General features: G+C 63.6%; 11 protein-coding genes. 1 reads left to right on the forward strand and 10 read right to left on the reverse strand.

From position 1 onward, the window contains the following. Nucleotides 1-58 precede the first annotated feature (58 nt). The 9 genes from ACTJKT_RS19010 to ACTJKT_RS19050 all read right to left on the reverse strand — a co-directional run bounded on the left by ACTJKT_RS19010 (nucleotide 59) and on the right by ACTJKT_RS19050 (nucleotide 10855). Nucleotides 59-877, reverse strand: a complete 819-nt coding sequence (locus ACTJKT_RS19010) for a phosphoglycolate phosphatase (RefSeq protein WP_038575340.1) — start codon at nucleotides 875-877, stop codon at nucleotides 59-61. Next, nucleotides 874-1548, reverse strand: coding sequence for a ribulose-phosphate 3-epimerase (gene rpe / locus ACTJKT_RS19015; protein ID WP_025807374.1), 675 nt, complete (start codon nucleotides 1546-1548; stop codon nucleotides 874-876). The genes ACTJKT_RS19010 and rpe overlap by 4 nt, the downstream gene beginning before the upstream one ends. A gap of 80 nt (nucleotides 1549-1628) precedes the next feature. Next, nucleotides 1629-2777, reverse strand: a complete 1149-nt coding sequence (locus ACTJKT_RS19020) for an iron-containing alcohol dehydrogenase (RefSeq protein ID WP_097306722.1) — start codon at nucleotides 2775-2777, stop codon at nucleotides 1629-1631. A 132-nt stretch (nucleotides 2778-2909) separates the two neighbouring features. Then, the gene (locus tag ACTJKT_RS19025) at nucleotides 2910-3734 is read right to left on the reverse strand and encodes an ABC transporter permease (RefSeq protein WP_440788160.1); all 825 of its coding nucleotides are present in this window, start codon (nucleotides 3732-3734) and stop codon (nucleotides 2910-2912) included. 13 nt (nucleotides 3735-3747) lie between these two features. Next, a complete protein-coding gene (locus tag ACTJKT_RS19030; RefSeq protein ID WP_009045872.1) occupies nucleotides 3748-4995 on the reverse strand; it encodes an ABC transporter permease in 1248 nt (415 codons plus the stop codon). Between the two features lie 172 nt (nucleotides 4996-5167). Beyond that, on the reverse strand, nucleotides 5168-6211 hold the full coding sequence (locus tag ACTJKT_RS19035) for an ABC transporter substrate-binding protein (RefSeq protein WP_440788161.1): 1044 nt from the start codon (nucleotides 6209-6211) through the stop codon (nucleotides 5168-5170). A gap of 44 nt (nucleotides 6212-6255) precedes the next feature. Beyond that, on the reverse strand, nucleotides 6256-7380 hold the full coding sequence (locus ACTJKT_RS19040; protein ID WP_440788162.1) for an ABC transporter ATP-binding protein: 1125 nt from the start codon (nucleotides 7378-7380) through the stop codon (nucleotides 6256-6258). A gap of 349 nt (nucleotides 7381-7729) precedes the next feature. Next, complete coding sequence (locus ACTJKT_RS19045; protein WP_025807370.1) at nucleotides 7730-8359, reverse strand: response regulator; 630 nt, start codon at nucleotides 8357-8359, stop codon at nucleotides 7730-7732. A 102-nt stretch (nucleotides 8360-8461) separates the two neighbouring features. After that, a complete protein-coding gene (locus ACTJKT_RS19050; protein ID WP_440788163.1) occupies nucleotides 8462-10855 on the reverse strand; it encodes a PAS domain-containing sensor histidine kinase in 2394 nt (797 codons plus the stop codon). A 74-nt stretch (nucleotides 10856-10929) separates the two neighbouring features. Here ACTJKT_RS19050 and ACTJKT_RS19055 point away from each other — a divergent pair, with 74 nt between their 5' ends. After that, on the forward strand, nucleotides 10930-11928 hold the full coding sequence (locus ACTJKT_RS19055) for an alpha/beta hydrolase family protein (protein WP_440788164.1): 999 nt from the start codon (nucleotides 10930-10932) through the stop codon (nucleotides 11926-11928). A gap of 70 nt (nucleotides 11929-11998) precedes the next feature. Here ACTJKT_RS19055 and ACTJKT_RS19060 read toward each other — a convergent pair whose 3' ends face one another. Beyond that, nucleotides 11999-12766, reverse strand: coding sequence for a TerB family tellurite resistance protein (locus ACTJKT_RS19060; RefSeq protein WP_025807366.1), 768 nt, complete (start codon nucleotides 12764-12766; stop codon nucleotides 11999-12001).

The following is a 12766-nucleotide window of genomic DNA, read 5'->3' on the forward strand; positions in this document are numbered from 1 at the left end:
GGCTTGAGGTTCTGACAGTCAGGTATGCAAACGCGCCGGAAGACCGGCCAGGAACAAGTCAGGCGCGCCAACGCCAGCGGGCCAGGGCCTTGATGACTTTCATCCAGAGTTTGCGAGTGACCACCACGATGGCGTTTCCAGGAGGGGATTGAACAGCGTCGGGCAACGTTATCTCAGCGGCCGGATCCAGGCAACCGGGAATTAGCTGGCGCAGATCGTCGATCACCAGGGCCGGCATTTCCTCGGCAATCGGCCGTCCGTGGTTGTAGCCATAGCTCAATGCCACACACTTCACACCCGCGGCTTTCGCTGCCTGCACGTCGCTGCGCGAGTCACCGACGAACAGCGATTGCGAGGCCGGGATACTGGCCATTTTCATGACGAAGAACAGCGCCGCCGGGTCGGGCTTCTTCTGTGGCAGGGTATCGCCACCGATGATCCAGCGGAAATAACGGCCGATCTTCATCTGATCCAGCAAGGGGGCGACGAAACGCTCCGGCTTGTTGGTGATCAGCGCCATTTCGACGCCCTGCTTGTGCAGCCATTTGAGGGTGTCGCGCACGCCGGGGTAGACCACGGTCAGTTCGTGGCCATCCTCATAGGCGCTATTGAACAGCTCCAGCCCGCGCTCTGCCTCGACATCGTCGACGCCCTGCGCCGCGATGTCATTGGCCAAAGCCCGGCGCACCAGCATCTGCACGCCGTTGCCGACCCATTCGCGCACCGATTCGATACCGGCAGGCGGGCGCCCCAGTTTGAGCAGCATGTCGTCCACGGCCGCCGCGAGGTCGGGAACCGAATCGACCAGGGTGCCATCCAGGTCGAACATCACCAGCCGCGGCAGACGCCCCGGGAACAGCTGCTCGAAACCGCTCATGGACGAGCCAGCGCCAGTTCGGCGCGCATCTTCTCGATCACTTCCTGGTAGTTCGGCGCATTGAAGATCGCCGAGCCCGCCACGAAGGTATCGGCGCCCGCGGCAGCGATTTCGCGGATGTTGTTCACATTCACCCCGCCGTCGATTTCCAGGCGGATGTCGCGACCGGAAGCGTCGATCAGGGCACGGGCTTCACGCAGCTTGTCGAGGGTGCCCGGAATGAACTTCTGGCCACCAAAACCCGGGTTGACGCTCATCAGCAGGATCATGTCGACCTTGTCCATGACGTACTTGAGCACGTCCAGCGGGGTCGCCGGGTTGAACACCAGGCCGGCCTTGCAGCCGCCTTCGCGGATCATTTGCAGGGAGCGGTCGACGTGCAGCGTGGCTTCCGGGTGGAAGGTGATGTAAGTCGCACCGGCCTCGATGAAGTCGCCGATGATGCGATCCACCGGGCTCACCATCAGGTGGGCGTCGATCGGCGCGGTGATGCCGTACTTGCGCAGGGCGGCGCAGACCATCGGGCCTATGGTGAGGTTGGGTACGTAATGGTTGTCCATGACATCGAAGTGCACGATATCGGCGCCAGCGGCGAGAACATTGTCCACTTCCTCGCCCAGGCGGGCGAAATCGGCGGAGAGGATCGACGGAGCAATAGCGAAGGGCTGCATGACGCACCTTTTTGAGCAGAAATCACGGTGGCGCGCATTGTATACCTCATGCTTTGGCGCGCGCACCGTGACTGCGATGATCAGTAAGCCGCGCGATAGATCTTCTCTATATCGCCTGGGCTCAACCTGCGCGGGTTATTGCGCATCAGGCGCTCGATCCCCGCGGCCTCCACCGCCATGGACGGAATGGCCTCCTCCGGCACCCCGAAGCTGCGCAGCCCCGATGGAATCTCCACCGCGGCGCAGAGTTGGGTCATGGCCTCGACGGCCTTGTCGGCAGCTTCGGCCGCGCTCAGATGAGCTGTCTTCACCCCCATGGCCTCGGCGATATCCTGCATGCGCTCGACACAGGCCATCTTGTTCCAGGTCATGACGTACGGCAGCAGCAAGGCATTGCTGACGCCATGGCCGATGTTGAAACGCCCGCCCAGCGGATAGGCCAGGGCATGCACCGCACCGACCCCGGCGTTGCCGAAGGCCATGCCGGCCATCAGGCTGGCGGTGGCCATGTCTTCGCGGGCCTGCAGGTGGGCAGGATTGGCGTAGGCCTTGGGCAGCGCCTGGACGATCAGCCGGATGGCGCCAATGGCCAGTGAGTCGGTGATGGGCGAGGCGTTGAGCGACAGGTAGGACTCAATGGCGTGCACCAGGGCATCGACACCGCTGGCGGCAGTGACGCTGCGCGGGCAGGTCAGGGTCATTTGCGGGCTGACCAGCGCCACATCCGGCAACAGATAGTCGCTGACAATGCCCTTTTTCAGCTGCGCGACCTTGTCCGAGAGAATCGCCACATTGGTGACTTCGGAGCCAGTGCCGGCCGTGGTAGGGATGGCGATCAGCGGCGGCCCCTTGCGCGGCACCTGGTCGATACCGAACAGGTCTTCCAGCGCGCCGTGATAACCGGCGTAGGCCGCGACACTTTTGGCGATATCGATGGCGCTGCCGCCGCCCAGGCCGATCAGCCCGTCGTGCCCGCCTTCGCGGTAAACCTGCATGCAGTCTTCGACGATGGCGATTTCCGGGTCGGGCAGCACCCGGTCGAAAATCTCGTAATCACGCCCGCCCAACTGCGCCAACGCCAGCTCCACAGTGCCGGACTTGACCAGCGCGGCATCGGTAACGATCAGCGGGTTATCGACATCCAGGCGGCTCAGCTCGGTGGACAGTTGCTCGATGGCGGCAGAACCGGTGAGCAGTTTGTGGGCGATTTTGAAAGAGGAAAGACTCATGTGCGCGGCCTCTTATAAAGGTGGGAGCTGGCACAAGAGTAGCTGGGGATTCGGGGTTGTCTGCTATTTCAGCGATGAATGCCGAAACCGATCGCTCCCTCGGCCGGCGTGGGAGCGATCTGTCCGTGGCTGTCAGACCGAGGCGGTGCGCAGTTTTTCGCTGCGACCGCGCAGCCATTCCAGGGTCAGCAGCAGAATCACCGAGAAGGCGATCAGCAGCGTCGCCGCGGCGGCGATGGTCGGGCTGAGGTTTTCGCGGATACCGCTGAACATCTGCCGGGGCAAGGTGGCTTGCTCAGGGCCGGCGAGGAACAGCGTGACCACCACCTCATCGAACGAGGTGGCAAAGGCGAACAGCGCGCCGCTGATCACCCCCGGCGCGATCAACGGCAGGGTCACCCGGCGGAACGCCGTCAGCGGCGAGGCGCCGAGGCTGGCCGCGGCCCGCACCAGGTTCTGGTTGAAGCCCTGCAAGGTGGCCGAGACCGTGATGATCACGAAAGGCACGCCCAGCACGGCGTGGACGATGATCAGCGAGAAGAAGCTGTTGCCCATGCCCAGGGGCGCGAAGAACAGGTAGCTGGCCACGCCGATGATCACCACCGGCACCACCATCGGTGAAATCACCAGCGCCATCACCAGCGCCTTGCCGGGGAAGTCGCCGCGGGTCAGGCCGATCGCCGCCAGCGTGCCGAAGACCATCGCCAGCACCGTCGCCGCCGGGGCGACGATGATGCTGTTCTTCAGGGCGCGCATCCATTCCGCCGAGGCGAAGAAGTCGTGATACCACTGCAGCGAGAAGCCTTGCAGCGGGTACACCAGGAAGCTGCCCGAGTTGAACGACAACGGCACTATCACTAGCACCGGCAGGATCAGGAACAACAGGATCAAGCCGCAGAGAATCCGCAAGCTGTAGAACCAGACCCGCTCGACGGGCGACATGTAAGGACTCAGCATTTCGATTCTCTCCTTAGCTCAGGCGCAGGCGACTGGCGCCCACCAGCCAGCTGTAGATCAGATACAGCACGATGGTCGCCAACAGCAGCAGGCCGCCCAGCGCGGTCGCCATGCCCCAGTTGATGCTGGTATTGGTGTAGAAGGCGACGAAGTAGCTGACCATCTGGTCGTTCGGGCTGCCCAGCAGCGCCGGGGTGATGTAGTAGCCGATGGCGAGGATGAACACCAACAGGCAACCGGCGCCGACGCCGGCATAGGTCTGCGGGAAATACACCCGCCAGAAACTGGCGAACGGGTGGCAACCGAGGGAAATCGCCGCACGCATATAGGTCGGCGAGATGCCTTTCATCACGCTGTAGATCGGCAGGATCATGAACGGCAGCAGGATGTGCACCATGGAGATGTAGACCCCGGTGCGGTTGAACACCAGCTCCAGCGGTTTGTCGATCACGCCCATGGCCATCAGCGCGCTGTTGATCAGGCCGCCCGATTGCAGCAGCACGATCCACGCCGCCACACGCACCAGGATCGACGTCCAGAACGGCAGCAGCACCAGAATCATCAGCAGGTTGCTCTGGCGCGCCGGCAAATTGGCCAGCAGGTACGCCAGGGGGTAGGCCAGCACCAGGCAGATGCCGGTAATCACCAGGCCCATCCAGAAGGTGCGGGCGAAGATATCCAGGTAGATGGCCTGGTCAGGGGTCGCCGGGGCGATTTCCCCCAGGTCGTCGATTCGATGGTCGACGGCGGCCAGCAAGTAGAACGGGGTCAGGCTGCTGGTGTTGCGGCGTACAGCCTGCCAGTAGGCCGGGTCGCCCCAGCGCTCGTCGATGGCTTCCAGCGCTTCCTTATAGGAAGCCGGCTCCTCCTTGAACGGCAGGGCACGAGCGGTTTTGGTCAGCAGGCTGCGATAGCCGGCCAACTCCATGTTCAGTCGTTTGGACAGGTCGCCCAGGGTTTGCTGCTTGCGCGCTTCGGCCAGGTCTTCGCTCAGTGCCTTGTACACCGGCTCGGCCGGCAGGCCGCGTCCGTCCCAACCGGCCACGGCGACCACGGTGCGCGGCATGCCTTCGACCACTTCCGGGTTGCCGACGCTCTTGTACAGCAGCGCTGCGATAGGCACGAGAAACACCAGCAGCAGGAACAGCACCAGAGGCGCGATCAAGGCTTGTGCCTTCCAGCGGTTGACCCGCTCGGCACGCGCCAGGCGCTGCTTGAGGCTGGGGCTGGTGACCTCGTTCAGGGGAACGCTAATGGCCATGACGAACTCCGAAAATCTTCGATCATTGCAGCAGGCGACCAGGCCGCCTTCGCTGCTGTTAACAACGCAACACCTGTAGGAGCGAGGCTTGCCCACGATTCGGGCGACGCGAAACTCTGTCAGCCCCCGTTATCGCTCATCGCGGGCAAGCTCCGCTCCTACGGCAGGGCGTTTACTTCGCGGCCCATGCGTTGAAGCGCTGCTCCAGTTGCTCACCGTTGTCAGCCCAGAAGCTGACGTCGATCTGCACCTGGTTGGCGATGTTTTCCGGGGTGGTCGGCATGTCTTTCAGGATGTCCTTGGCCAGCAGCGGGACGGCCTGGGTGTTGGCCGGACCGTAGGCGATGTTTTCCGAGTAGGTCTTCTGCTGCTGCGGCTGCACCGAGAACGCGATGAACTTCTTCGCCGCTTCGGCGCGGGTCTTGTCCAGGCCCTTCGGAATGGCCCAGGCGTCGAAGTCGTAGATACCGCCGTTCCACACGACCTTCAGGTTGCTTTCCTTCTGTACCGCGGCGATCCGGCCGTTGTAGGCCGAGCTCATGACCACGTCACCGGAAGCCAGGTACTGCGGCGGCTGGGCGCCGGCTTCCCACCACTGAATGCTTGGCTTGAGCTCATCGAGCTTCTTGAAGGCACGATCCTGACCGTCCTTGCCGGCCAGCACCTTGTACACATCCTTGGGCGCCACGCCGTCGGCCATCAGGGCGAATTCCAGGGTGTACTTGGCGCCCTTGCGCAGGCCGCGCTTGCCCGGAAATTTCTTGGTATCCCAGAAATCCGCCCAGCTGGTCGGCGCGGTCTTCAGCTTGTCGGCGTTATAGGCCAGGACGGTCGACCAGACGAAGAAACCCACGCCGCAAGGCTGGATCGCGCCCTTGACGTAATCTTCGGTCTTGCCGAACAGCTCGGGATCGAGTTGCTCGAACATGTCTTCGTCGCAACCGCGGGACAGCTCCGGCGACTCGACTTCCACCAGGTCCCAGGACACGCTCTTGGTGTCGACCATGGCTTTGACCTTGGCCATCTCACCGTTGTATTCGCCAGCGACGATCTTGCCGTTACCTGCTGCCTCCCAGGGGGCGTAGAAGGCTTTGACCTGGGCCGCCTTGTTCGCTCCGCCAAAGGACACCACGGTCAGGTCCGGGCCCGCCGCCATCGCGTGCGCCGCGCCCATCAGGCCCAATGTCAAAGCGGTGAATTTCAGGGATCTCAACATTTATTGTTCTCTCCACGTGCAGGGTTGGTGAAGCAAGGGGGCGATCAATGCGCCTCTAGAAGTGGGTCGAGCGCGCGAACGTGCTCGACCTGCCAGCCAAGCGGAACCACATCGCCCACCGCCAGCTCCGGATCGAGCTCGGCAATCGGCTGTTTCACGAAGAAGTCGGTCTTGCCACAGACTTCCAGGCGAACCCGGACGTGGTCGCCCAGATAGATGAATTCCGCCACCCTCCCTGAGAAGCGGTTGACACAACTTTCACTGGAGCCGTTGAGGCTCACGCGCTCCGGACGAATCGACAGAGTCACCGGCTCGCCGGTCTTGCCGACGTTGACCGCCAGCGCCTCGACCTTCTCGCCACGCCCCAGCTCGACCACGCAGCGGTCACCGCTGTGGCTGTGCAGGCGGCCGTTGAGACGATTGTTCTCGCCGATGAAGTTGGCGACGAAGGTGTTCTTCGGCTCTTCGTAAAGGGTCCGTGGCGGGGCGATCTGCTGGATTTCGCCCTGGTGGAACACCGCCACCCGGTCGGACATGGTCAGGGCTTCGCCCTGGTCGTGGGTCACATAGACCACGGTCACGCCGAGGCGCTGGTGCAGGTGCTTGATTTCCATCTGCATGTGTTCGCGCAGCTGTTTGTCCAGTGCGCCGAGGGGTTCGTCCATCAGCACCAGCTGTGGCTCGAACACCAGCGCCCGGGCCAGCGCCACCCGCTGCTGCTGGCCACCGGACAGTTGCGCCGGATAACGCTGGGCGAATGACTCGAGCTGGACCATGCTCAGCACGCGTTTGACCCGCTCGCTGATATCGGTCTTGCTCAAGCCACGCACCGACAGCGGGAACGCCAGGTTCTCGGCCACGGTCATGTGCGGGAACAACGCATAGTTCTGGAACACCATGCCGATGTCGCGCTTGTGCGGCGGCACGTTGTTGATTGCGCGCCCGGCCAGCTGGATCTCGCCCGTGGTCGGGGTTTCGAAGCCGGCCAGCATCATCAGGCTGGTGGTCTTGCCGGAGCCGGATGGCCCGAGCAGGGTAAGGAACTCGCCTTTGCGAATTTCCAGGTTGAGGTCTTTGACGATCAGGTTTTCGCCGTCGTAGCTTTTTTGCACACCACGGAAACTGACCAGTACATCACTCGCCCCAGCGCTTGAATCGACCTCGCTCATACCCACACCTTTTGTTTTTTGACGGCTGTGGACTAAGCCTAGTGGAGGCCGCAAGCCGCGCAAATCGGGGGGTATGAGAGATTGGCCTCAGCCGGATGGAAGGTTCCTTGTAGGGATTGCCCTACAAGGATGGCGCGATTGGACAAGTCCCGGCACAAGCCTGACGAGGATCATGGCCATAAGCCGGTTTCCATGTCGCAAATGGGTACGTGTAGCCGCTGCCGCAGGCTGCGATCGAGGGCGAAGCACTCGTGATTCAGGCAACACGATTGAACTGAGAATCCGCAGTGCCAGGTTTTGCGACAGCTACGCCGCCGATCGCAGCCTGCGGCAGCGACTACAGGTGCACTCAGAGCAGCTTGTGCTCCATCGCGTACTTCACCAGCTCGGCCAGGGAAGTGATGTTGAGCTTCTGCATCAACCGCGCCTTGTGGGTGCTGATGGTCTTGCTGCTCAAGGCCAACTGCTGGGCGATGTCGTTGACGTTGGCGCCCTGGGCCAGCCGCTCGAACACGGAAAACTCACGCTCCGACAGCAGGGAGTGCAGGGGCCGGGTATCCGTCAGGCCGACTTCGAAGACCATCCGGTCGGCCAGTTCCGGGTCGATATAACGCCCGCCCGCCGCAACCTTGCGGATCGCCGTCAGCAGCAGTGCGGGGTCGCTGTCCTTGGTGGCATAACCGGCCGCCCCCACCTTCAGCGCCCGGGCCGCCATCTGCGCTTCGTCGTGCATCGACAGCACCAGGATCGCTGGCGGATTGTTCAGCGCGCGGATCCGCGGGATCGCCTCCAGGCCGTTGACGCCAGGCATGGAAATATCCAGCAGCACCACCTCGCAAGGCACATGGCGCAGGGTTTCCAGCAACTGCTCGCCATTGCTCGCCTCCCCCGCCACCGTCAGGTCCTTGGCCAGGCCGATCAACTGCTTGATGCCTTCGCGAACGATGGTGTGGTCTTCGGCTACCAGTACACGGATCACAGCTCATACCTCTTCTTATTAGTGATGATCTCTGTAGGAGCGAGCTTGCTCGCGATAGCAGCATGACAGACGACACATACGTCATCGCGAACACACCCGCGCCTACAGGTCCAGCGGCACAGTAACGCTCAAGGTGGTGCCCTCGCCCAGCTGACTGTCCAGGGTCAGGCTGCCGCCCATGATCAGTACCCGCTCGCGCATGCCCACCAGCCCGAAGGACGTCGGCCGCCCGGCCTCTACCACAAAACCCTGGCCGTCGTCGCTGATGGTCATGCACAGCTGGTCGTGCTCGAGACTCAGGGTCAGTTCAACAGTATGCGCCTGTGCATGGCGCATCACGTTGGTCAACGCCTCCTGGAGGATGCGGAACAGACCGATGGCCTTGGCGTCGCTGAGCACCGGCAGATTGTCCGGCACCTGCACCAGACAAGGAATCTGCGTGCGCGCCTCGAAACGCCGCGCCTGCCACTCGATGGCCGAGGCGATCCCGGCATCGAGAATCGGCGGGCGCAAGGCCGTGGCCACATCCCGCACCAGCTGGAACAGCTGGGCGATCAGGCGTTTCATGCTATTCAGGCGCTCGTGCAGCCCCGGATCGAGTTGCGCGTAGGCCAGTTCGCACATCGAGGTCTCCAGTTTGAGCACGGTGAGCATCTGTCCCAACTCATCGTGCACTTCCCGGGCGATGCGGGCCTTTTCCTCTTCGCGCACGCTTTCCAGGTGCGCCGACAGCTCGCGCAGTTGCTCCCGGGAACTGGCCAACTCCAGTTCGATGCGCTTGCTTTCGCTGATGTCCCAGACGATGCCGTCCCAGACATAGGCGCCGTCCTCGAGTTGGCGGGTGATGGCCTTGATTTCCGCCCAGCGCTGTTCGCCCTGCCGGGTCAGGATCCGCCCCTGCCAGGACCAGTCGCTATCGGTGTCCAGGGCACGGTCCTGGGTCTGGTGATAGCTGGCCCGGTCCTCCGGGTGCACCAGGCTGCGCAGCCCTATGTCGCGGCGGCTGAGGGTCGCCGGGGAGTAGCCCACCAGGCTCTCGCTGCCTTCGCTGATGTAGGCGAAATCGATCTGCCCGGTCACCGGCGCCCGCTCCAGGCGGAACACCAGCCCCGGCACGTTGGCGGCTATCCCTTGCAACCGTGCTTCGCTTTCCTGCAGGGCGGCCAGGGCGCGACGGCGCTCGGTGACGTCATTGAGGTAAACCACCAGGTACTCGCCATCGCGAAAGCGCAGAAAGCTCAGCGACACATCGGCCGGCAGGATGCTGCCGTCGGCGCGGACACACTGGGTCTCGAAGCTGGGCGGCGCGTCCTCGCTGGCCCGGGCGCGCTTCCACAGGCCAAGCCAGCGGTCCATGTGCAGGTTGGGTTCGAAGTCGCTCAAGGGTCGGTCGACCACCGCCCCCGGGGCATAACCCAGCATGCTTTCAGCCGCGCGGTTGGCGTAGCGCACATGACTGTCCCAGTTGACCCAGAGAATGCCCACCGTGCTCTGGTCGATGGAAAACTGGGTCAGGCGCAAGGCTTCCTCACTGGCCTCGCGCCGGGCCAGGTCCTCGCGGGTGGTCAGCAGCCGCTGCTCGAGCGCCTGTTGCTGGCGGCGCTGCCAGACAACGATGGCGATACTCGCCAACAGCAGCACGGCCAGCAGCAGGCTGAGGTTCTGCCAGAAGCCGCGGGACTCGCTCAGCCGCGGATACTTGGGCTGCAGCCAACGATTGTGCAGCTGTTCCAGGTCCTTGGCGGCGATACCGTGCAAGGCGCGTTGCACGATATCCGCAAGCTCGGGCCAGTCGCGCCGGGTAGCCACCCGCAGCAGTTGCGGCAGGCCGATATCGCCCACCACCGCCAGGCCGGCGAACTCCGGTTCCGCCGACAAACGACTGAGCTGTGCCTCATCGATCACCGCATAACGCGCCTGCTGGCTGAGCAGCAATTGCAGGGCCTGGCGCTCCAGGGGCACGCCCTGCAGATTGAGATTGGAATAGGTCGCGCGCAGGTAGTCCGCCACCGCGCTGGGCATGCGCACCGCCACGCGGGTCTGGCTATCGAGCTTCTCCAGCTCCACCGCGCCGGCGCCCTTCTGCTCGCCGACCACCAGTTGCGGCACGCGCATATAAGGATCGGAAAACTGCCAGAGCCGCAGGCCGGCCGGAGTCTGGCTCAGGCCCGGGGCCATGTCGACTTCACCGGCGCGCACCGCTGCTTCCAGCTGCGCCTGATCGGCAAAGTTGCGCCAGCTCAGCTCGACCTTCATCGCCTGGGCCAACCACTGCATCAGTTCGATATTGGCGCCGGACAAGCGTTGCAGCCGCCGGTCGTACTGGGCGTAGGGAGCCTGGAGCACCACGCCGACCCGCAATTCCCGGTGCCGCTCCAGCCACTGCTGCTGCGCAGGGTTCCACTGCGCCTGGGCGATATGCGGCGCAGGCACCGCCCAGGCCATCAAGGGAAGGCAGATACAGCCGATAACCAGCAGGCAGCGAAAACGCATCATCTGAAATCTCACACACTGACAAATACTGACCAACCCATTAGGCTGCCGGGATTACTTCTGGCCTGGAATAACCGATGCCCCTTGTCCACCGCTCGGCACTGCCCGCATTGTGCCTGTCGCTGATCCTGCCTTGTGCCTTTTCGGTCGAGGCGGCCGATCCGCAACCCGCCCCGGCAGAACAGGCTGCCGCGGAAAAACCGGCCGAACGCCAGCCGCTCCTTGAGCGTAGTCAGGAAGATGCCGCGGCCCTCGAACGCGTCGTGCCAACCGGCGAACAACAGTCACTGCAAGCCGGCAGCGAGAGCTTTCTGGCCCTGTGGAAGCCGGCCAACACCAGCGACCCCAAGGGCGCGGTGATTATCATCCCCGGCGCAGGCGAAACCGCAGACTGGCCCCAGGCAATCGGTCCTTTGCGCAACAGATTGCCGGATGCCGACTGGAGCAGCCTCAGCCTGACCTTGCCCGACCTGCAGAGCGATGCGGCGCAACCGCGCATCGTCGAAGCCGAACCTGCGCCCGCGACCGCCGACACTAGCAGCAAAGATGCCGCCACGGCAGCACCCAAACCGATCGAACAGGCCGCCGGCGGCGAAGCCGAGATTGCCGATCGCGCGGTGGTAGAGAGCAGCGAAGAACAGGCCAAGGCCGACGCCGAGCGGATCTTTGCCCGCATCGACGCCGCGGTGACCTACGCCCAACAGCAGAACGCCCGCAGCATTGTGTTGCTGGGTCATGGCAGTGGCGCCTACTGGGCCACGCGCTACCTGAGCGAAAAACAACCGCCGGAGATTCAAAAGCTGGTACTGGTGGCCGCCCAGACCCCGTCCATCGGCAAACCCGGACTGGCGGAACTGACCCCGACCCTGAAGCTGGCGACCGCCGACTTTTTCTATAAAGACAACGCGCAGGAGCGCAAGAGCGCCCTGGAACGCCTGCAGGCGAGCAAACGCCTGAAGAGCGCCAACTTCACCCAGGTCTCGCTCAACGCCCTGCCGGGCAACAGCACGGCGGAAAACGAGCAGCTGTTCAGACGCGTACGCGGCTGGCTGAGCCCGCAACCCGCACAAGACTGACCCTGTCACGCGCAGCCCCGCCCCTGTTTTTGACAGGGTGCGGGACAGCCGTGGGGGCATTTCCCTCTAGCTAGCGAAAATCCCGACGCTCACGAATCAGTGCATAAGCACTGTGCAGCTCGCGGGTTTTCTCCGTGGCTTCACGCACCTGCAACGGGCTTGCGCCGCTGCCGGCAATCTTGTCCGGGTGATGGCGGCTGAGCAGACGCCGATAGGCACGCTTGATCTGCGAAGGTTCGCTGGTTGCGGAGACACCCAGCAGGCGCAACGCTTCCTGATAGGTGCCACTGCTATTGGCCAAAGGTTTTTTGCTCGGCTCATAGTCCGCGGCCAATGCCTGCACCTGCTGCGAGGTCCAGCCCAGCCACTTGCCCCAGAGCTGGATCAGCTCGCGCTCGGCGGTGCTGGCCCGGCCATCAGCCCAGACCATCCGCCAGCACGCGCGCAATACACCCTCGGCGGCATAAGGCTGCTCCGCCAGGCGTCGCAGGTAGCCCCGCAGCCGATCGTTACCCGACTTGCCCCGATTGAACGCGGCAATGGCGCGGCGCTGCGCGGCTTCGCTCATATCCAGCGAGCGCATTTCCAGGCGCGCCTGCTGGATATGCCCGTCGACCACCCGGCCATCGCTTTTCGCCAACCGCCCCAAGAGTACGAACAACAGTTCATCGTTGCGCAGCGCCGGTCGACCGCCCAGCCGCTCACGCAACTGGGCCCAGCTATGCAGTTGCAGGCGCCGGTCCAGCGCCTGTCCCAGCAACGCTCCCAGCATGGCCCCCGGGATACTGGCTATGGCAAAGCCAGCCCCGGCTCCGATCAGAGTCCCTGGCCACAACAT

Source organism: Pseudomonas sp. 22526, from assembly GCF_052044735.1.
Lineage (GTDB): Bacteria > Pseudomonadota > Gammaproteobacteria > Pseudomonadales > Pseudomonadaceae > Aquipseudomonas > Aquipseudomonas piscium.

What these genes read in the sequence shown, in the direction of transcription:
- ACTJKT_RS19010 (WP_038575340.1), bottom strand. Translation starts at nt 877, where the DNA reads ATGAGCGGTTTCGAGCAGCTGTTCCCGGGGCGTCTGCCGCGGCTGGTG.
- rpe (WP_025807374.1), bottom strand. Translation starts at nt 1,548, where the DNA reads ATGCAGCCCTTCGCTATTGCTCCGTCGATCCTCTCCGCCGATTTCGCC.
- ACTJKT_RS19020 (WP_097306722.1), bottom strand. Translation starts at nt 2,777, where the DNA reads ATGAGTCTTTCCTCTTTCAAAATCGCCCACAAACTGCTCACCGGTTCT.
- ACTJKT_RS19025 (WP_440788160.1), bottom strand. Translation starts at nt 3,734, where the DNA reads ATGCTGAGTCCTTACATGTCGCCCGTCGAGCGGGTCTGGTTCTACAGC.
- ACTJKT_RS19030 (WP_009045872.1), bottom strand. Translation starts at nt 4,995, where the DNA reads ATGGCCATTAGCGTTCCCCTGAACGAGGTCACCAGCCCCAGCCTCAAG.
- ACTJKT_RS19035 (WP_440788161.1), bottom strand. Translation starts at nt 6,211, where the DNA reads ATGTTGAGATCCCTGAAATTCACCGCTTTGACATTGGGCCTGATGGGC.
- ACTJKT_RS19040 (WP_440788162.1), bottom strand. Translation starts at nt 7,380, where the DNA reads ATGAGCGAGGTCGATTCAAGCGCTGGGGCGAGTGATGTACTGGTCAGT.
- ACTJKT_RS19050 (WP_440788163.1), bottom strand. Translation starts at nt 10,855, where the DNA reads ATGATGCGTTTTCGCTGCCTGCTGGTTATCGGCTGTATCTGCCTTCCC.
- ACTJKT_RS19055 (WP_440788164.1), top strand. Translation starts at nt 10,930, where the DNA reads ATGCCCCTTGTCCACCGCTCGGCACTGCCCGCATTGTGCCTGTCGCTG.
- ACTJKT_RS19060 (WP_025807366.1), bottom strand. Translation starts at nt 12,766, where the DNA reads ATGTTGTGGCCAGGGACTCTGATCGGAGCCGGGGCTGGCTTTGCCATA.